This is a genomic window from Pseudomonas sp. HUK17 (assembly GCF_001566765.1).
In genome coordinates this window covers 369119-395766 of sequence record NZ_LSMW01000012.1, presented here as the reverse complement: position 1 = coordinate 395766, position 26648 = coordinate 369119, and the positions used below count along the sequence as shown (strand labels likewise).

General features: G+C 66.1%; 27 protein-coding genes. 9 read left to right on the top strand and 18 right to left on the bottom strand.

The features are described from left to right. Window positions 1-492: 492 nt before the first annotated feature. Both ppk1 and hemB read right to left on the bottom strand, forming a co-directional pair. On the bottom strand, window positions 493-2712 hold the full coding sequence (gene ppk1, locus AX284_RS08740; RefSeq protein WP_068384676.1) for a polyphosphate kinase 1: 2220 nt from the start codon (window positions 2710-2712) through the stop codon (window positions 493-495). Between the two features lie 9 nt (window positions 2713-2721). After that, window positions 2722-3744, bottom strand: coding sequence for a porphobilinogen synthase (gene hemB, locus AX284_RS08735; RefSeq protein WP_017639409.1), 1023 nt, complete (start codon window positions 3742-3744; stop codon window positions 2722-2724). Window positions 3745-4007: 263 nt separating this feature from the next. Between hemB and AX284_RS08730 the strand changes: the two genes are divergently transcribed. Both AX284_RS08730 and AX284_RS08725 read left to right on the top strand, forming a co-directional pair. Next, a complete protein-coding gene (locus AX284_RS08730) occupies window positions 4008-4562 on the top strand; it encodes a DedA family protein (RefSeq protein WP_017639408.1) in 555 nt (184 codons plus the stop codon). Between the two features lie 121 nt (window positions 4563-4683). Continuing rightward, window positions 4684-6804 carry a putative bifunctional diguanylate cyclase/phosphodiesterase gene (locus tag AX284_RS08725; protein ID WP_068384672.1) on the top strand — a complete coding sequence of 707 codons (2121 nt, stop codon included), beginning with the start codon at window positions 4684-4686 and terminating at the stop codon, window positions 6802-6804. Between the two features lie 17 nt (window positions 6805-6821). On the opposite strand, the gene AX284_RS08720 is transcribed toward AX284_RS08725, so the two are convergent. Beyond that, window positions 6822-7283: a YaiI/YqxD family protein gene (locus tag AX284_RS08720; protein WP_064307793.1), complete on the bottom strand. Its 462-nt coding sequence runs from the start codon at window positions 7281-7283 to the stop codon at window positions 6822-6824. A 101-nt stretch (window positions 7284-7384) separates the two neighbouring features. Here AX284_RS08720 and AX284_RS08715 point away from each other — a divergent pair, with 101 nt between their 5' ends. Further along, window positions 7385-8149 carry an SDR family NAD(P)-dependent oxidoreductase gene (locus AX284_RS08715; protein WP_064307792.1) on the top strand — a complete coding sequence of 255 codons (765 nt, stop codon included), beginning with the start codon at window positions 7385-7387 and terminating at the stop codon, window positions 8147-8149. Window positions 8150-8158: 9 nt separating this feature from the next. Here AX284_RS08715 and AX284_RS08710 read toward each other — a convergent pair whose 3' ends face one another. From AX284_RS08710 to AX284_RS08700, 3 genes are read right to left on the bottom strand one after another with little or no spacing between them, the layout of a single operon-like run. Then, window positions 8159-8794, bottom strand: coding sequence for a LysE family transporter (locus AX284_RS08710; RefSeq protein ID WP_064307791.1), 636 nt, complete (start codon window positions 8792-8794; stop codon window positions 8159-8161). Between the two features lie 4 nt (window positions 8795-8798). Next, window positions 8799-9377 (bottom strand): mechanosensitive ion channel family protein, encoded by a 579-nt coding sequence (locus AX284_RS08705; RefSeq protein WP_064307790.1) that lies wholly within the window; start codon window positions 9375-9377, stop codon window positions 8799-8801. Further along, entirely contained in the window at window positions 9377-11290 is a 1914-nt protein-coding gene (locus tag AX284_RS08700; protein ID WP_017639402.1) for an ATP-binding cassette domain-containing protein, read from the bottom strand. Before AX284_RS08700 ends, AX284_RS08705 begins: the two co-directional genes overlap by 1 nt. A 47-nt stretch (window positions 11291-11337) precedes the next feature. On the opposite strand from AX284_RS08700, the gene AX284_RS08695 reads away from it, so the two are divergent. Next, the gene (locus tag AX284_RS08695) at window positions 11338-11802 is read left to right on the top strand and encodes a TIGR02444 family protein (protein ID WP_068384669.1); all 465 of its coding nucleotides are present in this window, start codon (window positions 11338-11340) and stop codon (window positions 11800-11802) included. Here AX284_RS08695 and AX284_RS08690 read toward each other — a convergent pair. The 8 genes from AX284_RS08690 to AX284_RS08655 all read right to left on the bottom strand — a co-directional run bounded on the left by AX284_RS08690 (window position 11799) and on the right by AX284_RS08655 (window position 19157). Further along, window positions 11799-12275 carry an Rsd/AlgQ family anti-sigma factor gene (locus AX284_RS08690; RefSeq protein ID WP_017639400.1) on the bottom strand — a complete coding sequence of 159 codons (477 nt, stop codon included), beginning with the start codon at window positions 12273-12275 and terminating at the stop codon, window positions 11799-11801. The genes AX284_RS08695 and AX284_RS08690 overlap by 4 nt on opposite strands. A gap of 304 nt (window positions 12276-12579) precedes the next feature. Then, complete coding sequence (locus AX284_RS08685; protein ID WP_017639399.1) at window positions 12580-13065, bottom strand: disulfide bond formation protein B; 486 nt, start codon at window positions 13063-13065, stop codon at window positions 12580-12582. An 88-nt stretch (window positions 13066-13153) separates the two neighbouring features. After that, window positions 13154-14362, bottom strand: coding sequence for a heme biosynthesis HemY N-terminal domain-containing protein (locus AX284_RS08680; protein ID WP_064307788.1), 1209 nt, complete (start codon window positions 14360-14362; stop codon window positions 13154-13156). Next, window positions 14359-15525, bottom strand: a complete 1167-nt coding sequence (locus AX284_RS08675) for a uroporphyrinogen-III C-methyltransferase (RefSeq protein WP_064307787.1) — start codon at window positions 15523-15525, stop codon at window positions 14359-14361. Before AX284_RS08675 ends, AX284_RS08680 begins: the two co-directional genes overlap by 4 nt. Window positions 15526-15542: 17 nt before the next feature. Further along, window positions 15543-16301: a uroporphyrinogen-III synthase gene (locus AX284_RS08670; RefSeq protein ID WP_064307786.1), complete on the bottom strand. Its 759-nt coding sequence runs from the start codon at window positions 16299-16301 to the stop codon at window positions 15543-15545. Beyond that, complete coding sequence (hemC, locus tag AX284_RS08665; RefSeq protein WP_064307785.1) at window positions 16298-17236, bottom strand: hydroxymethylbilane synthase; 939 nt, start codon at window positions 17234-17236, stop codon at window positions 16298-16300. The genes AX284_RS08670 and hemC overlap by 4 nt, the downstream gene beginning before the upstream one ends. A 93-nt stretch (window positions 17237-17329) precedes the next feature. Beyond that, entirely contained in the window at window positions 17330-18076 is a 747-nt protein-coding gene (locus tag AX284_RS08660) for a LytR/AlgR family response regulator transcription factor (RefSeq protein WP_068384667.1), read from the bottom strand. A gap of 4 nt (window positions 18077-18080) precedes the next feature. After that, window positions 18081-19157, bottom strand: coding sequence for a sensor histidine kinase (locus AX284_RS08655; RefSeq protein ID WP_017639393.1), 1077 nt, complete (start codon window positions 19155-19157; stop codon window positions 18081-18083). A 128-nt stretch (window positions 19158-19285) separates the two neighbouring features. Here AX284_RS08655 and argH point away from each other — a divergent pair, with 128 nt between their 5' ends. Together argH and AX284_RS08645 are read left to right on the top strand one after the other, a co-directional pair. Then, window positions 19286-20680, top strand: coding sequence for an argininosuccinate lyase (argH, locus tag AX284_RS08650; protein ID WP_017639392.1), 1395 nt, complete (start codon window positions 19286-19288; stop codon window positions 20678-20680). A 285-nt stretch (window positions 20681-20965) separates the two neighbouring features. Then, a complete protein-coding gene (locus AX284_RS08645; RefSeq protein WP_236712151.1) occupies window positions 20966-21730 on the top strand; it encodes an endo alpha-1,4 polygalactosaminidase in 765 nt (254 codons plus the stop codon). Window positions 21731-21955: 225 nt separating this feature from the next. Here the strand turns inward: AX284_RS08645 and AX284_RS08640 are convergent, their stop codons facing one another. Both AX284_RS08640 and AX284_RS08635 read right to left on the bottom strand, forming a co-directional pair. Further along, window positions 21956-22831 carry an NAD(P)-dependent oxidoreductase gene (locus tag AX284_RS08640; protein ID WP_068384664.1) on the bottom strand — a complete coding sequence of 292 codons (876 nt, stop codon included), beginning with the start codon at window positions 22829-22831 and terminating at the stop codon, window positions 21956-21958. A 36-nt stretch (window positions 22832-22867) separates the two neighbouring features. Beyond that, window positions 22868-23854 (bottom strand): magnesium transporter CorA family protein, encoded by a 987-nt coding sequence (locus tag AX284_RS08635; RefSeq protein ID WP_017639389.1) that lies wholly within the window; start codon window positions 23852-23854, stop codon window positions 22868-22870. Window positions 23855-23909: 55 nt separating this feature from the next. Here AX284_RS08635 and AX284_RS08630 point away from each other — a divergent pair, with 55 nt between their 5' ends. Continuing rightward, window positions 23910-24188: a hypothetical protein gene (locus tag AX284_RS08630; RefSeq protein WP_064307781.1), complete on the top strand. Its 279-nt coding sequence runs from the start codon at window positions 23910-23912 to the stop codon at window positions 24186-24188. Here the strand turns inward: AX284_RS08630 and rnk are convergent. Then, window positions 24185-24568 (bottom strand): nucleoside diphosphate kinase regulator, encoded by a 384-nt coding sequence (gene rnk, locus AX284_RS08625; RefSeq protein ID WP_068384661.1) that lies wholly within the window; start codon window positions 24566-24568, stop codon window positions 24185-24187. The two genes, AX284_RS08630 and rnk, sit on opposite strands and share 4 nt — an antisense overlap. Window positions 24569-24758: 190 nt before the next feature. After that, on the bottom strand, window positions 24759-25088 hold the full coding sequence (gene cyaY / locus AX284_RS08620; protein WP_017639386.1) for an iron donor protein CyaY: 330 nt from the start codon (window positions 25086-25088) through the stop codon (window positions 24759-24761). Window positions 25089-25257: 169 nt separating this feature from the next. On the opposite strand from cyaY, the gene lptM reads away from it, so the two are divergent. Further along, window positions 25258-25383 carry an LPS translocon maturation chaperone LptM gene (gene lptM, locus AX284_RS08615; protein WP_007161378.1) on the top strand — a complete coding sequence of 42 codons (126 nt, stop codon included), beginning with the start codon at window positions 25258-25260 and terminating at the stop codon, window positions 25381-25383. A 9-nt stretch (window positions 25384-25392) separates the two neighbouring features. Next, a complete protein-coding gene (gene lysA, locus AX284_RS08610) occupies window positions 25393-26640 on the top strand; it encodes a diaminopimelate decarboxylase (protein WP_068384658.1) in 1248 nt (415 codons plus the stop codon). Window positions 26641-26648 lie beyond the last annotated feature (8 nt).

Genomic DNA, 26648 nt, shown 5'->3' with positions numbered 1-26648 from the left:
TGTTGTCCACGCTACTAGTCGGCTCTGGTTTTTCAACCAAAACTTTCAGGCTGGCGAAATCGCCCCGTTCAGGAGGACGAACCCTAGCGTCGTGGAGTGGGTCGAGCCGCATGGATGCGGCGAGAGGCCTAACGGGCCATGGACGGCCCGTGCAGGCCGACCCCGGAACGGCGCTGGGGTGAGCGAAACGTAGCGTAGCGAAGTAACAGCCGCAGGCTGGCCCGAAGGGCGAGCAACGCGAGTCACCCGAGGCGCAGCGGAGGGCCGGATGTCCGGGGCAAGCGTTTTTGGTTACTTTTGTCCGGGGCGCGCAGCTGCGACTGGCAAAAGTGACTCGCCCGGGTGGGCGAAACAAGAGCAATCTGCAGAGTTCGATAAGCAGCTATGGCACCAATAAAGCCGAGCTGAAGTACCGCAACGTTGGGCTTCGCTGGCGCTCAGCCCAACCTACGGAACGGTCAGGGCCCATGGCGGCATGGGCCCGAAACTCCCTCAGCGGGTATTCACCACCGGACTGGCCAGCCGCTCCAGCAGCGTCGCCTGCACGCTACGGGCGTTCTGGTTGCCGGTCGGCGACTGCCGCACGTAGCTGCCGTCTTCCTGCAGCACCCAGGCCTGGGTGTTGTCGGTGAGGTAGCCTTCCAGCTCCTTTTTGACCCGGCTGATGAGTTTCTTGCCTTCCACCGGGAAACAGGTCTCGACGCGCATGTCGAGGTTGCGCTCCATCCAGTCGGCGCTGGAGAGATAGAGCTTCTCGTCGCCGCCGTTGAGGAAGTAGTAGATGCGGCTGTGCTCCAGGAAGCGCCCGATGATGGAGCGCACCTGGATGTTGTGGGACACGCCCGGTACGCCCGGACGCAGGCAGCACATGCCGCGCACCACCAGGTCGATCTTCACCCCGGCCTGGCTAGCCTTGTAGAGGGCGCGGATGACCTTGGGATCGGTGAGGCCGTTGACCTTGGCCATGATCTGCGCCGGGCGCCCCTCGCTGGCCGCCACGGCTTCGCGGTTGATCATCTCCAGCAGGTTCTTCTTCAGGGTGAAGGGCGCGTGCAGCAGCTTCTTCATGCGCAGGGTCTTGCCCATGCCGATCAGCTGGTTGAACAGCTTGTGCACGTCCTCGGTGAGGGCCACGTCGGCGGTCAGCAGGCTGTAGTCGGTGTACAGCTTGGCGTTACCGGCGTGGTAGTTGCCGGTGCCCAGGTGGGCATAGCGACGCAGCTCGCCGTTCTCGCGGCGCAGGATCAGCATCATCTTAGCGTGGGTCTTGAAGCCCACCACGCCATAGATGACCACGGCGCCGGCCTGCTGCAGGCGGCTGGCCAGCTGCAGGTTGGATTCCTCGTCGAAACGCGCGCGCAATTCGATGACCGCGGTCACCTCCTTGCCGCTACGCGCCGCGTCAACCAGGGCGTCGACGATCTCGGAGTTGGCGCCGCTGCGGTAGAGCGTCTGCTTGATCGCCAGGACGTTGGGGTCCTTGGCCGCCTGGCGCATCAGGTCGATCACCGGGGTAAAGGACTCGAAGGGGTGCAGCAGCAGCACATCGAGCTTGCCCAGCACGTTGAAGAGGTTGTCCTTCTTCTGCAGCAGCTTGGGAATGGTCGGGGTGAAGGGGGCGTTCTGCAGCTCCGGGTGGCTGTCCAGGCCGGTGATGGAAAACAGCCGGGTCAGGTTGACCGGGCCGTTGACCTTGTACAGCTCGTTTTCGCCCAGGCCGAACTGCTTGAGCAGGTAGTCGGTGAGGTGTTTCGGGCAGATGTCCACCACCTCGAGCCGTACCGCATCGCCATAGCGCCGAGAGAACAGCTCGCCGCGCAGGGCGCGGGCCAGGTCTTCGACATCCTCGGTGTCCACCGAGAGATCGGCGTTACGGGTCAGACGGAACTGGAAGCAGCCCTTGACCTTCATGCCGGGGAACAGATCGTCGGCATGGGCGTGGATCATCGAGGACAGGAAGACGTAGTTGTCCCCGGGACCGGCGACTTCCTCCGGCACCCGGATGATCCGCGGCAGCAGGCGCGGCGCCGGGATGATGGCCAGGCCCGAGTCGCGGCCGAAGGCGTCCATGCCCTCCAGCTCGACGATGAAGTTGAGGCTCTTGTTCACCAGCAGCGGGAAGGGGTGGGTCGGATCCAGGCCGATGGGGGTGATGATGGGCGCGATCTCGTCGCGGAAGAACTTGCGCACCCAGGCCTTGATCTTGACGTCCCAGTAACGCCGACGGATGAAGCGGATCTGCTGCTCGGCCAGGGCCGGCAGCAGCACGTCATTGAGGATGGCGTACTGCCGCTCCACCTGGCCGTGGACGATGTCGCTGATGCGCGCCAGCGCCTGGTGCGGCAGCAGGCCGTCGGCGCCGGCCTGCTCACGGGCGAAGGTGATCTGCTTCTTCAGGCCCGCCACGCGGATCTCGAAGAACTCGTCCAGGTTGCTGGAAAAGATCAGCAGGTACTTGAGCCGTTCGAGCAGCGGATAGGATTCGTCGAGGGCCTGCTCCAGCACCCGGATGTTGAACTGCAGCTGCGACAACTCGCGATGGATGTAGAGGCTGCTGTCATCCACATTGGCCGCCGGCACGCTAGGCACGGCCGGCAATTCGGCGGGGGCCGGCACCTCGGCGTCCAGCGCCAGCGTCTCTTCCGTGGATTCTGGAGACTCGGCGGCGACGGACTGTTGCAGATCGGTTTCGACGAAATCCTGGCTACTCATTGAAGCTCCTTAGGAACGCGAAGGCCCCTGGCAAAGTTGTTGGGCGGCGCGCTTGGCGAAATAGGTGAGGATGCCGTTGGCCCCGGCACGCTTGAAGGCCAAGAGCGACTCGAGGATGACGGCGTCGGACAGCCAGCCGTTCTGGATCGCGGCCATGTGCATGGCGTACTCGCCGCTCACCTGGTACACGAAGGTCGGCACGCGGAATTCCTCGCGGACCCGGCGGACGATGTCCAGATAGGGCATGCCCGGCTTGACCATCACCGAGTCGGCACCCTCGGCCAGATCGCCGGCGATCTCGTGCAGCGCCTCGTCACTGTTGCCCGGATCCATCTGGTAGGTGGCCTTGTTGCCCTTACCCAGATTGGCGGCCGAGCCAACGGCGTCGCGGAACGGCCCATAGTAGGCACTGGCGTACTTGGCCGAGTAGGCCATGATCTGCACGTTGTGATAACCGGCGTCTTCCAGGGCGGCACGGATGGCGCCGATGCGACCGTCCATCATGTCTGAGGGCGCGATCACCTGGGCCCCGGCAGCGGCATGGGACAGCGCCTGCTTGACCAGCACCTCGACCGAGATGTCGTTGAGCACGTAGCCGCGCTCGTCAAGGATGCCGTCCTGGCCGTGGGTGGTGAAGGGATCCAGGGCCACGTCGGTGATCACCCCCAGTTCCGGGAAATGCTCGCGCAGGGCACGGGTGGCGCGCTGGGCGATACCGTCGGGGTTGTAGGCCTCGGCGCCGTCCAGCGACTTGCGCTCGGTGGGCGTGACCGGGAACAGCGCGACCGCGGGAATCCCCAGCGCCACCAGCTCGGCGGCCTCTTCCAGCAGCAGGTCGATGGACAGCCGCTCGACGCCAGGCATCGAGGGGATCGCCTCGCGGCGGCCTTCACCGTCGAGCACGAAGACCGGCAGGATCAGGTCATCCACCGTCAGCACATGCTCGCGCATCAGGCGACGGGAAAACTCGTCACGGCGCTGACGACGCATGCGAGTGGCAGGATAGCTACGGTTGATGGGGGTAAAACTCACGATCGACTCCCGGACCCGGATCACGGGTCAGTGTGAGGGGTTATAGGCCACAATCATGACCGATTGGTAACAACGGATGACAATATGGTGTGCCTATAGGTGCTATCCAAGGCAGACGCCGGCTGGACCCGGCGTGACACAGAGTCGCATGGAAATCGCGGACTGACCGTCTGGCACCCGGCGGACGGAAGTTCGTCACACTTTCTTTCCAGACGCCAACCGGGGTAGGCTGCGCCATCCTTATCCACCTCGTGTAGCGCCGAATGCTCCAGCAATTCCTCCACGATTTCGGCTATTTCGCCCTTTTTCTCGGTACTTTTTTCGAGGGCGAAACCATTCTGGTGCTGGCCGGCTTTCTTGCCTTTCGCGACTACATGAACATCCAGACGGTCATCCTGGTCGCCTTCTGCGGCAGCTACGCCGGCGATCAGCTCTGGTATTTCCTCGGCCGACGCCACGGGCGCAAACTGCTGGCGCGCAAACCCAAATGGGAAGCCGCTGGCGAGAAGGCCCTGGCGCATATCCGGCGCCACCCGGATCTCTGGGTGCTCAGCTTTCGCTTCGTCTATGGCCTGCGCACGGTGATGCCGGTGGCGATCGGCCTGTCGGGTTATCCCCCGGCGCGCTACCTGATCCTCAATGGCATCGGCGCCATTGTCTGGGCCACGGTGCTAGGCTATGCCGCCTACCACTTCGGTGCCGTCCTCGAAGGCGTGCTGGGCAATCTCAAGCGCTATGAACTGATGGTGCTGGGCGGTCTGGTAGTCATCGGGCTGCTGCTCTGGCTGTGGCGACGCAGCCGTACGCCCAAGACCTGATTGCCAGCCAGCTCTTTACTCGGTACGTCTATCGAAACCGGATTAAAGGCTCGGTCAGCGCTGCCGATGCCCTGAGCATCAACCTCTTTCAACGCCCCGTGCGGCAAGCTGGCGATCGAGCATGCTGAACTTCTCCACCTTGCTTCCCCCCGGCCATCAGATCCTGGCTGCCAACGAGTACGAAAGCGTACTCGTGGTCCTGTCGTACCTGATCGCCAGCGCCGCTGGCTATACCGCCCTGGCCATGGCCGACTGGGTGACCAATAGCCGCTCCCGTCGCGGCAGCGAGCTGGCCAAGCTGATCGGCGCCATCGCCCTGGGCGGCGGCATCTGGTCGATGCACTTCCTCGCCATGCTGTCGTTCAAGATCGGCATCCATGTGCACTACGCGCCGTGGCAGACCCTGGCCTCGTTGCTGATCGCCATCGCCGTGTCCTACACGGTCATGCATCTGATCGGGCGTGAATCCCTCACCGCACCTCAATACCTGCTCGCCGCCCTGGCTGCCGGCCTGGGCATCGCGACCATGCACTACACCGGCATGCTGGCCATGCAATCGGTTGCCGTACAGCTCTATGATCCGCTGCTGGTGGTGGTCTCGGTGATGATCGCCAGCCTCGCCTCCCTGGGCGCCCTGCTGCTGGCCTTCCGCCTGCGTGGCAGGACCGGTATCAGGACCTTCTGGCTGCGCCTGCTGGGCAGCCTGGTCCTGGGCTTCGCCATCGTCTCCATGCACTTCACCGGCATGGCCGCCCTGACCCTGGCCGTACCCATCGGCTTCGAACCCGACGGCCTGGCGGAAGTGAATCAGCACCTGGAGCTGGGCATGGGCATCGCCCTCGGCACCCTGTTCATCATCATGGTCGGCCTGCTCGCGGCCTGGGCCGGCGAACGCTTCCATGCCCAGCGCCTGCGGCTGGAGCGGGTCTCGACCACCCTCGACCAGATCACCCTGCACGATCCCCTCACCCACCTGCTCAACGGCGGCAGCTTCATCCAGACCGTCGACCGGGCCATCGGCCAGGCCCGCACCGGTGAGCAGTTCGCCCTGCTGATGCTGGACATCGACCACTTCAAGCGTATCAACGACAGCCTCGGCCATGCCCTGGGCGATGAACTGCTGATCCAGATGGCGCAACGGATCCGCGCGGTCCTCGATAACGATCTGCCACTGGCCCGCTATGCCGGTGACGAATTCAGCCTGCTGCTGCCCCTCGGCCAGCGCGGCGATAGCCAGCCCTTGGCCATGCGCCTGCTGGAGCAGTTGCGACCGCCCTTCGAGCTGGCCGGACAGCGTATCGCCATGACCTTCAGCCTGGGTATCGCCCACTATCCCCAGGACGGTGCCAATGCCGGCCAGTTGCTGCGCAGTGCGGGCCTTGCGGTCGGCCATTGCAAGCGCAGCGGGCGCAATCGCAGCCAGAGATTCACCACCGAACTCCAGCGCGATGCCGACGACCTGCTCAGCCTGGAGATGGACCTGCGCCATGCCCTGAGCCAGGGCGGCCTGCATGTGGCCTATCAGCCCATCGTCGATCCCGCCGGTGCCCCAGTGGCCCTGGAGGCCCTGGTCCGCTGGCAGCATCCGGTGCTGGGTCCGCTGAGTCCCGAACGCTTCGTCCGCGTCGCCGAGGAGACCGGCTTGATCGCCGACCTGGATGGCTGGGTCATGCGCCAGGCTTGCGCCGATTTGGCCCAGCTGCATCGCGAAGGCCATGCGGCCCTACGGGTATCGGTAAATTGCTCGGCGCTGAATCTGAGCGATCGGCTGCTGCCTCAAGCCATTGCCCGGACGCTGCAGGCCGAGGATCTGCCGGCGTCGGCACTGATCCTCGAGGTGACCGAGAATGCGCTGATGCACAGCCTCAACGTCGCCGTTGAGGTACTCAACGAAATCCGTACCCTGGGCGTGCGGGTGTCCATCGACGATTTCGGCAGCGGCTATTCGTCCCTGGCCTACCTGAGCCGGCTGCCCGTGGACTCGCTCAAGGTGGATCGCGCCTTCGTCCGCACCATTCCCAAGCAGAGCAACGACATGGCCATCGCCGCGGCGATCATCGCCATGGCCCACAAGCTGGGCCTCAATGTCGTCGCCGAAGGGGTGGAAACCGCCGAGCAACGCCAGTTCCTGCAGGCCAATGACTGCAACTTCATGCAGGGCTACCTGTTCGGGCGACCCATGCCGTTGCTGCACTTGCGCACCTGGCTGCAGCAATCCGCCATCGCGTCCGTGCCGGCCTAGCCGGCTGCAGATCGCAGCTAGCCCGCGGCGCTGCGCTGGAGGCGGGTGATCAGCCGATCCAGGGCATTGGCGAAGGCCTGGCGATCACGCTCACCATAGCCGGCCTGGCCCCCACCCATCTGCCCTTGGTCGCGTAGATCGGTCATCAGGTTGCGCATGGCCAGGCGCTGGCCCATGTTGCGCTCATCGAATTCCTGGCCACGCGGATCAAGGGCGACCACGCCCTTCTTCACCAGCCGGTCGGCCAGGGGGATGTCGCTGCAGATCACCAGGTCACCCGGCTGCGCCTGCTCGACCAGGTGGTCGTCGGCGGCATCCGGTCCGCTGGGGACCACCACCAGGCGTACGCAGGCGAACGGCGGCTTGATCTGCGGCTGACCGGCCACCAGCACCACCTCCAGCTTGCGCTTGAGGGCGAATTTGCAGACCAGCTCCTTGGCGGCGCGTGGACAGGCATCGGCATCGATCCACAGGATCACGAGGGATTTCTCCGGCAAAAGCCCAGGATACCGCGCCGCGGCGACGCACCCCAGCGCAGCGGTGCGGTCGGACAGGGATAGCGATCGGATTGGAGCTCCCCATGACCTTCTGGCAACGCCTGGAGCGACCTGCCCAGGCGCTGGTGTATGGCGCCACCGGCGGCCTTGGCCTGGCCCTGTGCGAGCAGCTGCTGGCCCGCGACGACGTCGCGCGGGTCTGGGCCTGCGCGCGCCACGCCGAGACGCATGAAGCCCTGGCCGCACTGGCACGGCGACATGGCCCGCGGCTGCGGCGGCTCGACCTCGATCCGTTGGCCGCAACCGACGTGGCGGCCCGGCTGGCGGCCGAGACGCCACGCCTGGATCTGCTGCTGTGCGCCTCTGGGCTGCTGCAGGGCGAGCGGGCGCGCGCCGAGAAGAGCCTGGCGCAGGTAGACCAGGCCGGCCTGCTGGAAAGCTATCTGGCCAATGCCGTACTACCGCTGCTGCTGATCCGCCAGTTGACGCCGCTGCTCAAGGGTCAGCACCCCTGTCAGATCGCGGCGCTGTCGGCACGGGTCGGCTCCATCGGCGACAATCATCTGGGTGGCTGGTACGGCTATCGGATGGCCAAGGCCGCACTCAACCAGGGCCTGCGCTGCGCCAGCATCGAACTCGCCCGGCTCAACCCTCAGAGTTGCGTGCTGGCCCTGCACCCTGGCACCACCGACACGGCGCTGTCCCGCCCCTTCCAGGCCCGGGTACCGGCCGACAAGCTGTTCACCCCAGCCTATGCGGCAGCACGGCTGCTGGAGGTGCTGGCCGCACGAACGCCGGCCGAGACCGGCAGCTTCTGGGACTGGCAGGGCCAGTCGGTGGTCTGGTAGCGCCCGGCTTCAGACTGCGGCGCGGCGCACCGTGGACAGCAGCGCAGCCGCGGCGAGGAACAGGCTGGCGAATACCCGGTTGGTGATGCGCTGCTGTCTTGGCGTGCGCAGCAGGGTCAGCACCCGGGCGGCCAGACCGGTGTAGCCGGCCATGACGATCAGGTCGACGGTGACCATGGTCGCCCCGATGAGCAGATACTGCGCAGCCAGGGGCGCGTGGGGATCGACGAATTGCGGCAATACCGCGAGCAGGAAGATCAGCGCCTTGGGGTTGCTCACGTTGACCAGGAAGCCGCGCATGACCAGGGCGCCGATCCGCGGTGGCAGACGTTCGCCGACCACCTGCTCACCCAGGTCCAGCGGCGCGGCGCGCCATTGGCGGATGGCCAGGTAGGCGAGATAGGCCACGCCGAACCACTTGATCAGGGTAAAGGCCAGCTGCGAGGTCGCCAGCAAGGCGCCGACGCCCACGGCGACCACGGCGATCTGCAGGGCCAGCCCTAGCTGAAGGCCCAGCGCCGTCCAGTAGCCGCGCCGGAAACCGTGGTTGACGCCCGCGCTCATGGAGGCGACGGCGCCTGCACCTGGCGAGAGGCTGATCATCCAGCAGGCGATGAAGAAACCGGTCCAGACCTGCAGACTCATGGGTTCACCTGTCGAGATGGAAATCGAAGGAGCCATCGGCATCGCGCCAGCGGCGTACCGACTTCTGGAAGAACTGGGTGTTGGGAATCTGCACCAGGGCGCCCTCCTGGTTGTCGTCCAGTTCCTGCAAGGTCACGAAGAGCATGTTGATGGCCACCACCCGGCCCTTGATGCCGGGCTTGTCCGAGGAGTCCAGCACCTCGATGCGATCACCCAGGCGGAAGGGTCCGACGGTAAAGATCAGCACTGCGCAGAACAGGTTGGAGAGCACGCTCCAGATGGCGAAGAAGGCCACCGCGGCCACGGCGACGAAACCGGAGATGGCCGTCCAGAGCACCGCCGCGGACACCCCGAAGCGCTCCAGGGCCATAAGGATGGCGCTGCCCATGATCAACCAGCGCAGGGTCCCGCGCAGCCCCAGGACGATCTGCGGCGGCAGCGGATAGCGCTCGCCCAGGCCGGTGACCGTGCGGGCCACGATGCGCTGCAGCACGTAGCCGATCAGCAGCACCAGGGCGACCTGACCGGCCACCAGCAGGTAGTCGCCCCAACCCGGTAGCCAGGTGTGCAGCCACTCGATCATCAGGCCCCCTCGAGTTCGGCTTGCAGGCTTTCCAGCCGTTCCAGGGCCTCCAGCCACTGCTCTTCCAGTTCGGCCTCGCGGGTCTTGGCGGCGGCCTGATCGGCCAGCGCCTGGCGCAGCTCCTCCTTGCGGGCCGCGTCATAGAGGCCGCTGTCACCCAACCGAGCTTCCAGGGCGGCGAGTTTTTCCTGCAGCTTGCCGAGTTCGGCTTCCAGCTTGTCGGCGGTCTTCTTCAGCGGCGCCAGCTGCTGGCGCAGGGCGGCAGCGGCCTGGCGCTGGGCCTTGCGATCGGTCTTGTCGACCGCGGCGCCCTCGCCGGCGGCGAGGCCTGGCTCCTGACGGGCGCGGAAATCCACCAGCCAGCGGCTGTAGTCGTCCAGATCACCGTCGAAGGCCTGCACCTTGCCATCGGCCACCAGCAGGAATTCGTCGGTGGTGCTCTTGAGCAGGTGACGGTCGTGGGAGACCACCAGCACCGCCCCGGCGAATTCCTGCAGGGCCAGGGTCAGGGCCAGGCGCATGTCCAGGTCCAGGTGGTTGGTGGGTTCGTCCAGCAGCAGCAGGTTGGGCTTCTGCCAGGCGATCAGCGCCAGGGCCAGGCGCGCCTTCTCGCCACCGGAGAAATTCAGCACCGCTTCGTCGCAGCGCGGCCCGCGGAAATCGAAGCCGCCGAGAAAGTCGCGCAGGCTCTGCTCGCGCTCGCCGGGGGCGATGCGCTGCAGGTGCAGCAGCGGACTGGCCTTGGCGTCCAGCGAATCGAGCTGATGCTGGGCGAAATAGCCGATGGCCAGGTTCTCACCACGCTGCAGCCGGCCGCCGAGGGGCTCGAGTTCCGCGGCCAGGGTCTTGATCAGGGTCGACTTGCCGGCGCCATTGGGGCCGAGCAGACCGATCCGTGCGCCCGGCGTCAGTTGCAGCTTGACCGGATGCAGGATGGTGGTCTCGCCGTAGCCGAGCCGACCCTCGGCCAGATCGAGCAGCGGGCTGGACAGCTTGTCTGCCTCGCGGAAGACGAACTCGAAGGGCGAGTCGACATGGGCCGGCGCCAGCTCTTCCAGGCGCTCCAGGGCCTTGATCCGGCTCTGCGCCTGACGGGCCTTGGTGGCCTGGGCCTTGAAGCGGGCGATGTACTTCTCCATGTGGGCGCGCTGGGCCTGCTGCTTGTCGTAGGCCTGCTGCTGCTGCGCCAGGCGTTCGGCGCGGGTGCGCTCGAAGCTGGAATAGCCGCCGCGATAGAGCACCAGTTTCTGCTGGTCCAGGTGCACCACATGATCGACCACGGCATCGAGGAAGTCGCGGTCGTGGGAGATCAGGATCAGGGTGCCGGGATAGCCCTTGAGCCAGTCTTCCAACCAGAGGATGGCGTCCAGATCCAGGTGGTTGGTGGGTTCGTCCAGCAGCAGGAGGTCCGAGGGGCACATCAGCGCCTGGGCCAGGTTCAGGCGCATCCGCCAGCCCCCGGAGAAGTCGCCGACCTGGCGCTCCATCTGTGCGGCGGTGAAGCCCAGACCGGCCAGCAGCTTGCGCGCCCGGGCATCGGCGGTATAGCCGTCGGCGGCCTCGAAGTCGGCATGCAGCCGGCCGAGGGCGTTGCCGTCCTGGGCGGCTTCGGCCGCCGCCAGCTCGCGCTGAATGCGGCGCAGGTCGATGTCGCCGTCCAGCACATAGTCCACCGCCAGCCGCTCCAGGGTATCCACCTCCTGGCGCATGTGGGCGATGCGCCAGGCCGCCGGGATGTGGCAGTCACCGGCGTCGGCCCCGAGCTGCCCACGCAGGAGGGCGAACAGACTGGATTTGCCGGCGCCATTGGCACCGATCAGACCGGCTTTCTGGCCGGGATGCAGGGTCAGCTCAGCGCTTTCGAGCAGACGCTGGGGACCACGCTGTAGAGTAAGGTTCTGTAGTCGGATCATGGCGGCGGAGTGTAGCAGCTCCACCACCCACGAATGGGGAGGCGGACATGCAAGAGGACCTGTGGGAATTCGCGTTGGCAGTATACGCCCGGCCCGGCGTGGAAGGCGCCTGTTTGCGTCTGCAGGAGGCTGGCGCCGATGTCTGCCTGGTGCTGACGGCGCTCTGGCTGGATCGGCGCGCCTGCGCCCTGGATGCCGAGGGGCTGACCCGGCTGCAGCGCGCCTCGCAGCACTGGCAGGACGCGGTGGTGCGCCCCCTGCGCCAGTTGCGGCAGGCCTGGAAGGCGCCGTCCGGCGCCGACGAACGCCTGGCGGCGCTGCGCGAACAGCTCAAGGGATTGGAATTGGCCGCGGAGCGTGAACAGCTCGCCCGCCTGGCGCGACTGGCCGGACATTGGCCGTGCCGCGATGCGCAGGACTCAAGGGGCTGGCTGCATGCACTGGCACCGCGCGAGGCAGTGCCAGCGGACCTCAACCTGCTGGCCGAGGCGGCACGAGCGATCCGGGTCTAGACTGACGCCAGCCGCGGTTGCTGGTGCGAGGTGTGCAGCACCTCGATCAGGCAGTCTTCCAGCTCGAAGCGCTCGCGCAGGGTTTCACCCAACAGCTTGAGTTCGATGGTCAGCAGACCCGGGTCCCGATAGGCCCCGCGCTCGAATCTGTCGTTGAAGTTCAGCGCGGCGTCGGTCAGGGCCTGCAGGCGCGGATAGACGCTGTCGGCGAACTCGATGGCGCGCTCGTCCTGGAATTCCCGGGCTTCGGCCACCAGTTGCTCGTAGATCTCGAAATGCGCGGTGGACATGTAGTCGACCAGCATGTCGCAGAGTCGCTCCAGTTCGCTCACCTCGCGTACCGGTGCCAGCAGGGGCTCCATGTCCAGGGTTTCATAAGCGGTCACCAGCTCGCGGCGGGCAATCAGCCAGCGGTCGATCAGCTGGTGGACCCCACCCCAGCGTTCCTGGGCATTGCGGCAGGTTTCTAGCATGACGGCAGCTCTCTATGCGGGCGAAACGATCCGGGCGCAGGCACCCGGCTGTTATCAGGAACTATACCGACATCGTCCCGCCAGGCGAGTGCCGTTGCTCGGAGAAAGGCTTGGTGTGGTGTTTCAGAAGTTACCTCCACAATTTTGGCGGCGCTTTTTCTCCGCAGCGGCGGACCGCCTTGGACGTCTTTGCCACTCCTCGCCATAGCCCTGCTATGACTCGTCCCGGCGCCTAGTCCATTCGGGGCGCCGAACCGAACAAAAATCACTCGCCAACTCTTGCGCGAACTTCAGAAACACCACACTAGCGACGGCGGAAGATCTTGATCAGGCTCAAGGCCATGAGCACCACGAAGGCCAGCAGGCTCCATTCCGGGATGCTCAGGCCGAACAGCGTCCAGTTGACCTCGGCGCAGTCGGCGGTGCCGTGCAGCACCAGGCGGATGATCTCCTGGAAGGGCAGTGCCTGCATCATGTAGTCCAGGCTTGGCAGGCAAGCCGCCAGCTCTTCCGCCGGTACCGTCTGCAGATAGACCTGACGACCCGCGGTGGCGGCGCCGGCCGCGGCCAGCAGCAGCAGGACCACGCCATAGATGCGCCGCCCACGCTTGCCGGGCGCCTGGATGCCCGCGATCAGCGCCACCACCCCGACCAGGATGAAGAAAATCCGCTGCACGACGCATAGCGGGCAGGGCTCGAGGCCGACCACGTGTTCAAGATAGAGACCGACACCCATGAGCACCGCACAGGTGGCGGCCATGAACAGAAAGATGAAGCGGGGACTATTCACGGACGCGCCGTCTCCAGCAAGGAATTGGGACGTTACGGTAGTGAAAGCCCGGGCACCTTTCAAGGACCCGGGTAGACGAGACGCGCCGTCAGACCCTGGGGGTCGGCAGCGACGTGGCATCCGACTCGCGCCATTGACTCTGCAGGAGCTGCTGGCTGCGGTTCACATCGCCAAGCTGGATGGCCACCCGGGCCAGTTCGCCGGCGGTAACGGCGGACGGCCGCTGCGCCAGGCTGCGCTCCAGGTACTCCCGCGCCTTGCCCCACAGCTGGTTGTTCATGCACAGCCGCCCCAGGGCCAGCAGCAGCACCGGATCCTGGGGTCGATCCTTGAGCCAGACTTCGGCGTGGTGCAGCGGCCGGCTGGCGTCACGGGGACGCAATTGGCCATAGAGTTCGACCAGACGCTCGTCCCACTGGCGATTGAGGGTGATGTGCAAGACCTCTTCGGCCAGATCGTCGCGGCCGATGGCACGCAGCTGACGGGCATAGGCCAGCACCACCGAGGCATCACCCTTGAGCGCCGTCGGTACCTGCTGCCACTGGGCATCCAGCGCCGATTCCGCGCCCTGGGCGGGGACCTCGTCGAGGGTGGCGATCCAGACCTTGCGTTCCAGGTCGTCCTGCTCCTGGGGCCGCAAGACCTGCTGCTTGCGCAGCTGCGGCAACAGGGCGATCAACGCCGGCCAGTCGCGCAGGGTTACCTGCAGGCGCTGCAGTTGCAGCAGCACCTCGCCATTCTTCGGATACTTGGCCTGCAACGGCGCCAGGCTGTCGCGGGCTTCCAGGTACTGGCCACGATCGATTTGCAGCCGAGCCTGCTGCAGGCCGATGGCCAGGTCGGCCTGGGGCTCACGCTCACGGGCCTGGCGCAGCAGGCGATCGCGCTCTTCCAGGTCGCCGAGTTCATTAGCGGCGCGGGCCGCGCCCAGCAGCACGAACAGCGGCTGGTCGGCGTGCTCGGCAGCGCCCTTCAGGTGCTTGAGCGCACCGCTCCAGTTGCCTTCGGCCAGTTCCAGCTGGCCCTTGTGGCGCGCCTGCTCCAGACGGCGTTGGCGGTTGTGCCGCGACCAGGGGTTGAGCACCTTGCCGGTCAGGCCCAGGGCGCCCAGCACCAGCTTAAGGATGTAGAGCGCCAGCCAGACCGCCACCAGCAGGGCTAGAAAGGCCCAGAGACTCGATTCGTAGCGGAAGTTGCTGTAGGACAGCAGCACGTAGCCCGGCTCCTTGGCCAGCACCACGGCAACGCCCAGGCCGACGAGCAGGGCGAACAGGAACAGCAGGTACAGGCGCTTCATGGGCGATTCTCCTGAGCCGCGCCGGCGGCGGCATTGTTCGGCTGGATTTGCTGACGTTGCGCGATGTAAGCCTGCAGCGCGGTCAGGGCCGGCGTCAGGTCAGGCGCTTCGAAGGTGACCGGCCGCTCGGCCAGCTCCTGCAGGCGCAGCTTGACCGCACGGCTGTCGGGATTCTGATTGTTGAAGTGCGCGGCGAGGACATCTTCGGCCTGCTCGATGGCGAGTCGATAGACCTCCTGATTGCCGTTGAGCACGGCCCACTGCGCCTGCTCTAGTGCCAGGCTCATGGCCAGGCGCACCTGGGCCAGGGACTCCTCGGCCAGCAGCGGACGGATCGGCTGGTCGGCGGAAAAGTCGATGCGGAAATAGCTGGAGATGCGCTGGCGGAAATCCTGCCACCATTGCTGCAGGGCGTTGCTCGGCGGGACCGCGGCCTTTTCCACGCCGGGCTGGTCGGCCACCGTGGTGGAGAAGCGCGGCGGCAGGGGCTCCAGGCTCTGCACCTGGTTGCGCAGCGAGGCCAACTGGACGAACTGCCCGGTACGATCCAGATCAGGCAACTGACGCAGGGTCTGCTGGGCATTGGCCACCTGCTGGCGCGCGTTGAAGGCGGCCGGATCGTTTTGCGCCTTGAGGATGTCATCGACGCCCTGCAGCAGATTCTGGGCGCTGGGCACGTCCTGCAGTGCGGTCATGCGCAGGGTGGCCATGCGCAGCAGGTGCTCGGCTTCGGTCAGGCGCCAGGCCTGGCGACTCTGGCCGACCACCTCCTTGAACTGCTCGGCGAGGTGCTGCTGATCGCCCTGCAGCGCGCCCAACTGACGGCGACGCTCTTCCAGCTCGTTGGCCGAAGGCAGACGCCCCAGATCGGCACTCAAGGCCTGGTTGCGCATTTCCAGCTGGCGCAGCTGGCTGCGCAGATCTTCGGCCTGGGCGGCCTGGCCCTGCTCGGCCTGCCGCACCTGCTGCAGTTGCCAGACGCTCCAGCCACCGACACCCAGGCCACCGGCGGCTACCAGCAGGGCCAGCAGCGCCAGACCGGACGCCTTGCCCGACCCCTTGCGGCGCGCACCCGCCGGAGGGGGGGGCGGCGGCGGCGAGGCGGGAGTCACGACTGGATCGGGAGAGACGTCGTCGGCGCGGGGGGCTTGAGTTTCGCTCACGGGAATTCCTTGTAGGGTCAATCCGGATGGTGATGGGCAAGCGCGGTGATCAAGGCGCTGGCGCTGGCGCCCTGGCACTCGATGATGAGTTCGCAGCCGCTGGCGCGAGCCAGTTCGGCCACACGAGCGCTGGGTACCAGCAGGGGATAACGGCGCACCGCGGGCCAGTCCGCACCCGCACAGGCCTGCAGATGCGCGAAACCCTGCCCACTGCTGACCATGATGGCATTCAGGCGTTCCGCTGCCAGGGTCTCTAGGACCTGCCCTGCCGGGTACTCCGGGCATTGGCGGCGATAGAGTTCGAGTACCTCGACGCGCGCGCCGCGGGCGGTGAGGGTTTCGACCAGCAGATCACGGCCGCCCTCCCCGCGCAGGAGCAGCACCTCGGGTTCCGGGCGCTGCAGGGCTTCCTGCAAGGCCGGCAGCGCCAGCAGGCCTTCGCTGTCTTCGCGCTGGGGATGATGCACCTGCAGTCCATAGTCTTCGAGCACGGCGGCAGTGGCCGCGCCCACGGCGAACCAGGCCTGCAACGGGGGTTGCGGCCAGTAGCGGTCCAGGGCGGCGAGCCCCAGGCGAGCGGCCGGCTTGCTCACCACCAGCACGGCGGCATAGCGGTCCAGATCGAGCCAGAGGGTGCGCTGCTCGGGGGTTTCCGCCAGCGGCTGAAGTTCCAGCAGCGGTAGACTGGCACTGGCGATGTCCGCCGCGGCCAGGGCGGTGGCCAGGGGTGGATTCTCCTCCGCCGGCCGGGTCAGCAGCAGTCGCCAGGCGCTCATGATGCGCCGGAGGCCCCGTAAACGGCGTCGAGAATGCCCTGGGCGCCCTGGGCCAGCAGGTCTTCGGCCACGGCTACACCGAGACCAGCCGGATCGTTGACGGGACCACGGGCTTCGGCGCGCAGCAGCAGGCTGCCATCGGGCTGGCCGACCAGCCCACGCAACCAGAGCAGCTCGCCTTCCTGCACGGCATAGCAGGCGATGGGCACCTGGCAACCACCGTTGAGGCGACGATTCAGGGCGCGTTCCGCAGCGACTCGGCGCTCGGTGTCGAAATGGTGCAGGGGTTCGAGCAAGGCATGGACCTCGGCATCGTCGGTCCGGCATTCGATGCCCACGGCACCCTGGCCACCTGCGGGCAGGCTGTCTTCGACGGTCAGGGATTCACGGATGCGCTCGGCGAAGCCCAGGCGGATCAGGCCGGCGGCGGCCAGGATGATGGCGTCATAGTCGCCGGCGTCAAGCTTGGCCAGGCGGGTATTGACGTTACCGCGCAGGAAGCGGATCTCTAGGTCCGGCCGCAGGGCCAGCAACTGGGCCTGGCGTCTCAGGCTGGAGGTACCCACCACGCTGCCCTGGGGCAGATCGGCGAGTCGCGCATAGCGATTGGAGACGAAGGCGTCGCGCGGGTCTTCCCGCTCGCAGATGGCGTATAGCCCAAGGCCCGCGGGAAATTCCATGGGCACGTCCTTCATGGAGTGCACGGCGATGTCGGCGCTGCCGTCGAGCAGGGCGTTTTCCAGCTCCTTGACGAACAGACCCTTGCCGCCGATCTTGGCCAGCGGCGCGTCGAGCAGCTTGTCGCCGCGACTGGTCATGGGCAGCAGGCTCACCCGCAATCCCGGATGCGCCGCTTCGAGGCGGGCTTTCACATAGTCGGCTTGCCACAGTGCCAGGGCACTCTGGCGCGTGGCGATACGGATTTCGCGGAGCATGGGCATTACCGGCACGTCAGATTGCCGGCCATGATAGCAGGTCGACCGGCGCCCCTCCCCCGCTACGCGCCAGTCATCGACCCGGAAGCGACGTCAGATGCTGTGCATCAGGCGGCGCACACCGGCCACATGGCGGCGGCTGACGGTCAGGGCATCGCCGTTCATGCCCTTGAGGAACAGCTGGAAGTGGCCCAGAGGGGTGCGCTGCAGACGCTCGATGCGCTCGCGGGAGACCAGCGCATTGCGGTGGATACGTACGAAGCGCTCGCCGAATTCGTCTTCCAGAGCCTTGAGTGGTTCGTCCAGCAGGACCTCGCCACCCGAGTGTCTCAGGGTCACGTATTTGTGGTCGGCGATGAAGTAAACCACGTCGTCCAGCGGAATCAGCTCGATACCCTTGCGGGTCCGGGCGCTGATATGGCTGCGCGGCCCCGGACCACCGCTGGCCAGCGGCTTGGTCAGGGCGGCGAGCTGCATCCGGTTCGGACGCTGGGCCTTGCCCAAGGCGGCAGCCAGGTCTTCCTGGCGCACCGGCTTGACCAGATAGCCAACGGCACTCACCTGGAAGGCGTCGAGCGCGTATTCATCGTGAGCGGTCACAAAGATCACCGCGGGCGGCGATTCGCGCTCGCAGAGTCGCGCGGCCACCTGCAAACCGTCCAGACCCGGCATGCGGATGTCGAGCAGGACGATGTCAGGCTTGAGGTTTTCGACCAAAGCGAGGGCTTCCTCACCGTTGGTGGCTGTTGGCTCCAGGGCGGTGTAACCGTCCAGTTGCCCCACCAGACGGGCCAGACGCTCGCGCGCCAAGGGTTCGTCATCGACGATCAGGACATTCATAAGCTCAGGCTTCCCGCATGAGTCGCTCGCATGGATAGCGAAGAGACGTTGTATGCCGCTGGTCGCGGCGTTCGATTTTGAGACTCGCAGCTGGTCCGAAAAGTGCCGTTAATCGCGCCTCGATATTGCTCAAAGCTTGACGAGTACCCTTTGGCGGGCGGGGCTGCTGCTCCACCTCGGGATCGTAGGGGTTACTGATCACCAGTTCGAACACCCCTTCTCGGTAAGTGGCGAAGATGGTCACCAAACCGCCTTCGATACGCGGCGCGACGCCGTAGATCAGGGCGTTTTCCAGCAGCGGCTGCAGAGTCAATTGGGGAATCGGCAGATCCGCCGGCACTCCGTCCACGTCCCACTGCAGTTGCAGGCGATCACCCAGGCGCAGGCGTTCGATCTCCAGGTAGCGGCGCGAAAGCTCCAGCTCCTGGGACCAGCGCACCTTGGTGCCGGGCTGGGCCAGGCTGGCCCGGAACAGGGCCGAGAGGTCCAGCACCGCGCGCTCGGCCTTGTCCGCATCCAGGGCGATGAGACTGGCGATGCTGTTCAGACTGTTGAACAGGAAGTGCGGACGGATGCGCGCCTGCAGGGACTCGATACGCGCGTGCAGTTCGGCCTGCTGCTGGCGGCGCCACTGGCTCTGCAGCCAGAAGTAGCGCAGCAGCAGCATGGACATGATCAGGGCGATCAGTGCATGGCGCATGTACAGCCGCACCTCGCCGGTCCGCTGCAGCGGGCCGGCCAGTTGCAGCCAGTCGGCCACCAGGGTGCAGAGCAGGGTCAGGGCCACCACGATGGCGCAGCAGAAGCCGCCCGCCACCACCGGTCGATGGCGTGCCAGCCAGGGCCGCAGGCGACAGAGCAGCGCCGCCGACAGCAGCACGATCCACTGCACGAACAACGACACCAGCGCCAGGCGGATCCAGTTGAATTGCAGAGTGAAAGGCTCCGCCAGGACCAGGACCAGCACCAGCAGCTCGGCCAGCACCACCAGCACGAGCAGGGCTTCCGGTTCGCAGAGCGCCGGGACGAAGAAGTCGTCGACCTTGACCGGCCGAGGGGTTTTGCGGCGTTCGAGTATCATGGAGCCAGTGTGGGTCAGATACCACTCGTCGGCAAGTCGGCTCCGTTGAATCGGGCCGGAACCCGCTCAGGACTGCTATCATCGGCCCCCTCTCACTTCCACCGACAAGCCCAGCAGCAGGCCGATCCATGAGCAGCGAAAAAACCAACCAGTCCTGGGGCGGACGCTTCAGCGAACCCGTCGACGCCTTCGTCGCCCGCTTCACCGCTTCGGTGGACTTCGACAAGCGCCTCTACCGCCACGACATCCTCGGCAGCCAGGCCCATGCGCGCATGCTGACCCAGGCCGGCGTGCTCAGCGAAGCCGAGCGCGACGCCATCGTCGCGGGGCTGGACGAGATCCGCCGCGAGATCGAGGCCGGCACCTTCGAGTGGCGCGTCGATCTGGAAGACGTGCACATGAACATCGAGGCACGCCTGACCGAGCGCCTGGGCGTGGTCGGCAAGAAGCTGCACACCGGCCGCAGCCGTAATGACCAGGTGGCCACCGACATCCGCCTCTGGCTGCGCGACGAGATCGACGCCATCCTCGTCGAGCTGAATCGCCTGCAGGCCGGCCTGCTGCAACTGGCCGAGACCGAAGCCGACACCATCATGCCCGGTTTCACCCACCTGCAGACCGCCCAGCCGGTGACCTTCGGCCACCACCTGCTGGCCTGGTTCGAGATGCTTTCCCGCGACCACGAGCGCCTGGTCGACTGCCGCAAGCGCGTCAATCGCATGCCCCTGGGCAGCGCGGCCCTGGCCGGCACCACCTACCCCATCCAGCGCCAGGTCACCTGCGAGCTGCTGGGCTTCGAGGCCATCGGTGGCAACTCCCTGGATGGCGTCTCGGATCGCGACTTCGCCATCGAATTCTGCGCCGCCGCCTCCCTGGCGATGATGCACCTGTCGCGCTTTTCCGAGGAGCTGGTGCTCTGGACCAGCGCCCAGTTCCAGTTCATCGACCTGCCCGATCGCTTCTGCACCGGCTCCTCGATCATGCCGCAGAAGAAGAATCCCGACGTCCCCGAGCTGGTCCGCGGCAAGACTGGCCGGGTGTTTGGCGCCCTTACCGGCCTGCTGACCCTGATGAAGGGGCAGCCGCTGGCCTACAACAAGGACAACCAGGAAGACAAGGAGCCCCTGTTCGACGCCGCCGATACCCTACGTGACTCCCTGCGTGCCTTCGCCGACATGGTCCCGGCCATCAAGCCCAAGCGCGAGATCATGCGCGAGGCAGCGCGTCGCGGCTTCTCCACCGCCACCGACCTTGCCGACTATCTGGTGCGCAAGGGCCTGCCGTTCCGCGATTGCCACGAGATCGTCGGCCATGCGGTGAAGTACGGTGTGGATAGCGGCAAGGACCTGGCCGAGATGAGCCTGGACGAACTGCGTCGCTTCAGCGACCAGATCGAGCAGGACGTCTTCGCCGTCCTGACCCTGGAAGGCTCGGTCAATGCCCGCGACCACATCGGTGGCACCGCACCGGCCCAGGTCCGCGCCGCCGTGAAGCGCGGCCGCGAGCTGCTGGCCAAGCGCTGAAAGCTGTCTTGCGCTCCCCACCGCATCTCAGCGGTGGTTGCCCGGGAGCAGGCAAGCCGTCCAGCCGTCCATCGGACGGCTCTGCCTGCCGGAGAGCCAGGCCGTACGGCCCTGGCGGCACTATGCCCACCTGCAATCCGTCTACGACACGGCTCTCTGGCTGAAGGCCTTGGCAGGCCACTAAGCGGCCGCCGACCAGCCGTCGATAGGTACGACCACCGGCACTCAGGACAGTGACCAGGCGGCCGATACTGGAGACTTGACCAGCCGTTCGAGTCAAGTCTCATGCGCCTTTCAGCCTGCTCCATCCTGCTTTGCGGAATGTTCGCCGCGGCTTCCAGCCAGGCCGCCCTGCCGCCGCCGCTGCCACAGACGCTCACCTGGCATGTCCAGCTGAACGGCGTGCTGCAAAAGCCCAATCGCACCCTCTATGACATCGATCTCTATGACACCAGCAAGGCGGTGATCGCCAATCTGAAGGGCAATGGGAAGACGGTGATCTGCTATTTCAGCGCTGGCACCTGGGAAGACTGGCGGCCCGATGCCGCTCTCTATCCCAAGGCGGCCCTGGGCAAGGCGTTGGACGCCTGGCCGGGCGAGCGCTGGCTGGACATCCGTCGCGCCGACGTCCGCGTGCTGCTGGCCAAGCGCCTGGACCTGGCGGTACAGAAGGGCTGCCAAGGGGTGGACCCGGACAACGTCGACGGCTACTCCAACCCCAACGGCCTCAAGCTGACCAAAGCCCAGCAGCTGGACTTCCTCAACTGGCTGGCCGACGAGGCGCACAGGCGCAGTCTGCTGGTGGGTCTGAAGAATGCCGTGGACCTGGTGCCGAGCCTCTACACCAAGTTCGACTTCGCCCTCAACGAGAGCTGCTACGACTACGCCGAGTGCAACGCCTACAGCTACTTCCGCACCCAGAAGAAGCCGGTGATGATCATCGACTACGGTCTCTACAGCACCAAGCGCTGCAGCCAGGCCAAGACCTCGGGCTACAACCTGCAGTTCTGCCCGCTGTCGCTGGCGGCACTGGGCACCGCCTGCAAGTAGCCATGGCGCGGGATCTGGGTCAGGTCGCGCGAGCCACGCCCAACGCGGCTTGGCCGACGCGCAGCGGATTTTGAGCAGGCGCTCAGAACTTGTTTACGATCTTTTGGACTAGAGCCAGACAAGGCAAAAACAGCTGAGGAAGCGCAGTTTACAAGTTGTAAATGCGCATTCCGAAGCTGTTTTTAACGCCGTATGGCCGACGGCCAGGAGATCGTAAACAGGTTCTCAGTCGAGGCCGGCCTTCTTGTGCGATCTCTGCCCCAGCGCGATCCAGTCCAGATCGCCCTCGCCCTGGGCGACCGCTTCCAGCAGGTTGTCTCTCAGGACGCTGGCGAAGGGTAGCGGCACCGCCTTCTCCTGACCGGCCGCCAGGGCCAGACCGACGTCCTTGAGTCCCAGGCTGAGCTTGAAGGCCGCCGGCGAGAACTTTCGCTCGGTCAGCAGGCGTCCGTAGTTCTGGTACACCGGGGCGGCGAACAGGGTGCTGGTGAGGATTTCCAGCAGCGCTGCCGGCTCCACGCCATAGCTGCGGGCCAGGGCGGTGCTCTCGCCCATGGTCTCGATGGCGCTGGCGATCATGAAGTTGCCAGCGATCTTGACCACATTGGCCTGGCGCGGCTCCGCGCCCACCGGCCAGGTCTTGCGTCCCAGCACGTCGAGCAGCGGCTGGACGCGCTGGATCGCCTCGGGCTCGCCGGCCACCACGATGTTGAGCTGGCCACTGGCAGCTACGTCGGTGCGGCCGAAGACGGGTGCCGCCACATAGCCCAGGCCGGCCTCGGCATGGCGCGCGACCAGTTCGTCCACCAGGGCCACCGACAGGGTGGCCATGCTGACGTGGATCAGCCCGACCCGTGCCTGCTCAAGGGCGCCGCTGTCGAGGATCACCTCGCGGGTGGCGGCGTCATTGGCCAGGATGCTGAAGACCACCTCCACGTCGAAGGCCTCCGCCGGCGTCGCCGCCGCGCGGGCACCCTGCTCGACCAGCACCTGGACCGGCGCCTGGGAGCGATTCCAGACCACGACCTCATGACCGGCCTTGAGCAGATTGGCGGCCATGCCCTGGCCCATGCCACCCAGGCCAATGAATCCGATACGCATAGTGTTGCCTCCTTGAGGTGCGATGGATGCCGCCGGCTACAGCCAGCGGCGAAACTTGAACCAGGCATAGGGAATCAACGCCGAGACCACCATGGCGCCCAGCGCCAGCGGATAGCCAAAGTGCCAGTCCAGCTCCGGCATGACCTTGAAGTTCATGCCGTAGACGGTGCCCACCAGCGTCGGCGGCAGGAACAGCACCGAGGCGATGGTGAACACCTTGACGATGTTGTTCTGCTCCACGCTGATCAGCCCCAGGGTGGCGTCGAGCAGAAAGCCGATCTCGCCGTTCATCTTGGCCTGGTAGTCGCTCAGCGAGCGGACGTCGCGCTCCAAGGTCTTGAACCAGGTCTTGGCCGTGCCGGAGATCCAGGTGGCGCCCGCCCGGCGCAGGTAGGAGACGATGCGATTGATGCCCAGCAGACTCTCGCTGAGCTGGGCCAGCAGCTGATTGCTGCGCCCCAGCTGCTTGACGATGGATTGCAGGTCGGTCTTGGGCTGCTGCTTTTCCTGCGGTGAATCCAGGGGTTCGCGAAACACCGCCTTGGCCAGGCGATTGAGATGCGCCTGCACCGATTCGAGGATGTCGGCCACCCGGTCCACCAGGCTATCCAGCAGCGAGGCGAAGATGACATCGCTGCGACAGTGCTGGCTCGCCTGCTGCTGGGCCTTGCCGAGAAAGGTCTTGAAGGCCGCCAGTTCGGCGTAGCGCACCGTTACCAGCCACTCGGGCGTCAGCACGAAATTGACCACCGAGGCCTGCGGCTGATGCTCGCTGAAGCCACTGACGACAGTGGTGGTCAGGTGCAGAGCCTGGTCGGTCTGGTAGAGTCGCGAGGATTCCTCGATCTCGGCGATCTCTTCCCGGGTGGGGATGTCCATCGCCAGTGCCTGCTCCAGATAGCGCTCCTCCGCCTCGCTGGGGTCGAGCAGATCGACCCAGAGCAAATCGTCCGGCAGCGCGTCTCCCGGCGACAGCGGCTGGGCCACCAGCTCGTTGGCGGACAGGCGATAGCAGGTGATCATCGAGAAGACTCCAGGCCAGAATCAGGGGTCGCACTGTAACAAAAGGTATCCGAACATGATTGACCACGCCGATGACGAAGAATCCTTTGTCTCCTCCCATCTGATCGAAGCGGTGGAGAACCAGCTTGCCGCTGGCGAGCCGGCCTATGTCCAGGCCGTGCTCAACAAGCTGACCCTGGTCGGCTACGAACGCGAGGAAGCGGTGCTGCTGATGGCCCAGGCGCTGTCCTACGAGATCGCCGCCATGCTCGACGCCGATCGCCCCTTCGACGGCGCCCACTACGAGCGCCTGCTACGGGCCCTGCCGGAACTGCCCGAGGTCGCGGACGACTAGGCCTCGACCGGCTCCAGCGCCAGCAGCTCCACCTGCTGCTCCTTGCCGCCGGGCACCGGCCAGCTGAGGCGCTCGCCGGGGGTCGCGCCGAGCAGCGCGCTGCCGGCCGGCGCCAGCACCGAAACCCGGCCCTCCGCGCCGGCGTCCTCCGGATAGACCAGCACCACCTGGTACTCCTTGCCGGTGTCGGTCTCACGGCAGCGCACCCGCGAATTCATGGTGACCACCGCGCCGATCTCCTCGGGCGCCACCACTCGCGCCTGAGCCAGTTCCTCGTCCAGGGCCTCGGCCACGGGCCCGAACTCGGGCAGGGCGTCGAGCAGCCGTTCGAGACGGGGCAGATCGACGGCGGAAACGGTGATGGGCGATGCATGACGCATGGCGGACTCCTGGAAGACGAGACGATGCGGCCCAACCGCGCGGTGCGGCGGACCACCGGGATGACGGGCGACCGGCGCCCAGCGAGAAGCCGCACAAGGGCGGCAAAAGAAAACGGCGCTCGAAAGGCGCCGTCAGGTCACGCTAGCACAGGGCTCAAGGCTCGGGTCAAGCTGCACCGACCGCAGGTCATTACAGCCCAGGCAAGGCCACACTCTCGCCGGTCTGCTCCAGCGTCACCCGTACCAGCAGCGCGCCGAGGGTCTCGGACGAGCTGTCGCAGATCCAGTTCTGGCCGTCCCAGTCGAAGTGATAGCCACCCGAACGCGCGGCGACCCAGAGCTGCACCAGCGGGGGCTGGCGGCTGAGAATCACCTGGCTGCCGTTGTCGAACTTGATCGTCAGCACGCCGCCGGCATTTTCCAGATCGAGGTCCAGACCGCTGTCGTCATAGGCGTCTTCGACCTGACGCTGGGTCTGGTCGACGAGGTGATGGAATTGCGCTTCGCTGAGCCGGCTCATGACGATCCTCGAAAGAAGAGAAAGAATCGCCGCACGGTAGCGGGCTGCCCAGATGACGTCCAGTCGCGGCGGCTGTCGGCAGCTGCGCTTCAGCCATCCGGGCGTGTCAAAGAGTCGCTCAACCCCGTTATACTCCGGGCAATATTCGCCTGAATAAAGGTTTAGCGTCATGAAGCGCCTGTCTCTCCTCTTCATCGCCTGCGCCTGCCTGCTGGCCGGCTGCGGTCAGAAAGGCCCGCTGTACCTGCCCGACGACCAGAAAGCCGCCAAAGAACACCGCCACGACGTGTTCTAAGGAGCCACCATGGAAGTCTTTGCTGTCCGTGCAGGTGAACTGCATGCGGAAGGGGTAGCCCTGAGCGCCGTGGCGCAGGAATTCGGCACCCCAGCCTACGTCTACTCGCGAGCGCACATCGAGGGGCAGTACCGCGCCTATACCGATGCGCTGGCCGGTCTGCCGCACCTGGTCTGTTTCGCCGTCAAGGCCAACTCCAACCTCGGTGTGCTCAATGTCCTGGCCCGCCTCGGCGCCGGCTTCGACATCGTTTCCCGCGGCGAACTGGAGCGCGTCCTGGCCGCCGGTGGCGATCCGCACCGGGTGGTGTTCTCCGGGGTCGGCAAGACCCGTGACGACATGCGCCGCGCCCTGGAAGTGGGCGTGCACTGCTTCAACGTCGAATCCACCGACGAGCTGGAACGGCTGCAGCAGGTGGCCGCCGAACTGAACGTGGTCGCGCCGATCTCGTTGCGGGTCAATCCCGACGTCGACGCCGGCACCCATCCCTACATTTCCACCGGTCTCAAGGAAAACAAGTTCGGCATCGACATCGCCGACGCCGAGGCGGTCTACGCCCGCGCCGCCGCGTTGCCGAACCTGGAAATCCTCGGTGTGGACTGCCATATCGGCTCCCAGCTCACCACCCTGCCGCCCTTCCTCGACGCCCTCGACCGCCTCTTGGCGCTGATCGATCGCCTCGCCGAGCGCGGCATCGTCCTGCGCCACCTGGATCTCGGCGGCGGCCTGGGCGTGCGCTATCGCGACGAGCAACCGCCGCTGGCCGGCGACTACATCCAGGCCATCCGCGAGCGCATCGCCGGGCGCAGCCTGACCCTGGTGTTCGAGCCGGGCCGCTTCATCGTGGCCAACGCCGGCGTCCTGCTGACTCGCGTGGAATACCTCAAGCACACCACCCACAAGGATTTCGCCATCGTCGACGCGGCGATGAACGATCTCATCCGTCCGGCGCTGTACCAGGCCTGGATGGCGGTGGAGCCGGTGGTCGCGCGCCAGGGCGAAGCCCGCCGCTACGACCTGGTCGGTCCCATCTGCGAGACCGGCGACTTCCTCGCCAAGGACCGCGAGCTGGTGCTGGCCGAGGGCGATCTGCTGGCCATCCGCTCCGCCGGGGCCTATGGCTTCACCATGAGTTCCAACTACAACACCCGCGGCCGTGCGGCCGAGGTGATGGTGGATGGCGACCAGGCGCACCTGGTCCGTCGGCGCGAGACGCTGGAAGAACTCTTCGCAGGCGAGAGCCGGCTGCCAGCCTGAGGGGAGTT

Bases quoted from the DNA above. Each gene is read 5' to 3' on its own strand.
- rnk (WP_068384661.1), bottom strand. From the start codon at position 24,568: ATGCGTCATGCATCGCCCATCACCGTTTCCGCCGTCGATCTGCCCCGT.
- AX284_RS08715 (WP_064307792.1), top strand. From the start codon at position 7,385: ATGACCTTCTGGCAACGCCTGGAGCGACCTGCCCAGGCGCTGGTGTAT.
- AX284_RS08705 (WP_064307790.1), bottom strand. From the start codon at position 9,377: ATGATCGAGTGGCTGCACACCTGGCTACCGGGTTGGGGCGACTACCTG.
- AX284_RS08630 (WP_064307781.1), top strand. From the start codon at position 23,910: ATGATTGACCACGCCGATGACGAAGAATCCTTTGTCTCCTCCCATCTG.
- AX284_RS08670 (WP_064307786.1), bottom strand. From the start codon at position 16,301: ATGAGCGCCTGGCGACTGCTGCTGACCCGGCCGGCGGAGGAGAATCCA.
- lptM (WP_007161378.1), top strand. From the start codon at position 25,258: ATGAAGCGCCTGTCTCTCCTCTTCATCGCCTGCGCCTGCCTGCTGGCC.
- AX284_RS08680 (WP_064307788.1), bottom strand. From the start codon at position 14,362: ATGAAGCGCCTGTACCTGCTGTTCCTGTTCGCCCTGCTCGTCGGCCTG.
- AX284_RS08690 (WP_017639400.1), bottom strand. From the start codon at position 12,275: ATGCTAGAAACCTGCCGCAATGCCCAGGAACGCTGGGGTGGGGTCCAC.
- AX284_RS08640 (WP_068384664.1), bottom strand. From the start codon at position 22,831: ATGCGTATCGGATTCATTGGCCTGGGTGGCATGGGCCAGGGCATGGCC.
- AX284_RS08725 (WP_068384672.1), top strand. From the start codon at position 4,684: ATGCTGAACTTCTCCACCTTGCTTCCCCCCGGCCATCAGATCCTGGCT.
- AX284_RS08645 (WP_236712151.1), top strand. From the start codon at position 20,966: ATGCGCCTTTCAGCCTGCTCCATCCTGCTTTGCGGAATGTTCGCCGCG.
- argH (WP_017639392.1), top strand. From the start codon at position 19,286: ATGAGCAGCGAAAAAACCAACCAGTCCTGGGGCGGACGCTTCAGCGAA.
- lysA (WP_068384658.1), top strand. From the start codon at position 25,393: ATGGAAGTCTTTGCTGTCCGTGCAGGTGAACTGCATGCGGAAGGGGTA.
- cyaY (WP_017639386.1), bottom strand. From the start codon at position 25,088: ATGAGCCGGCTCAGCGAAGCGCAATTCCATCACCTCGTCGACCAGACC.
- AX284_RS08710 (WP_064307791.1), bottom strand. From the start codon at position 8,794: ATGAGTCTGCAGGTCTGGACCGGTTTCTTCATCGCCTGCTGGATGATC.
- AX284_RS08655 (WP_017639393.1), bottom strand. From the start codon at position 19,157: ATGATACTCGAACGCCGCAAAACCCCTCGGCCGGTCAAGGTCGACGAC.
- AX284_RS08730 (WP_017639408.1), top strand. From the start codon at position 4,008: ATGCTCCAGCAATTCCTCCACGATTTCGGCTATTTCGCCCTTTTTCTC.
- AX284_RS08660 (WP_068384667.1), bottom strand. From the start codon at position 18,076: ATGAATGTCCTGATCGTCGATGACGAACCCTTGGCGCGCGAGCGTCTG.
- AX284_RS08695 (WP_068384669.1), top strand. From the start codon at position 11,338: ATGCAAGAGGACCTGTGGGAATTCGCGTTGGCAGTATACGCCCGGCCC.
- hemC (WP_064307785.1), bottom strand. From the start codon at position 17,236: ATGCTCCGCGAAATCCGTATCGCCACGCGCCAGAGTGCCCTGGCACTG.
- AX284_RS08700 (WP_017639402.1), bottom strand. From the start codon at position 11,290: ATGATCCGACTACAGAACCTTACTCTACAGCGTGGTCCCCAGCGTCTG.
- ppk1 (WP_068384676.1), bottom strand. From the start codon at position 2,712: ATGAGTAGCCAGGATTTCGTCGAAACCGATCTGCAACAGTCCGTCGCC.
- AX284_RS08635 (WP_017639389.1), bottom strand. From the start codon at position 23,854: ATGATCACCTGCTATCGCCTGTCCGCCAACGAGCTGGTGGCCCAGCCG.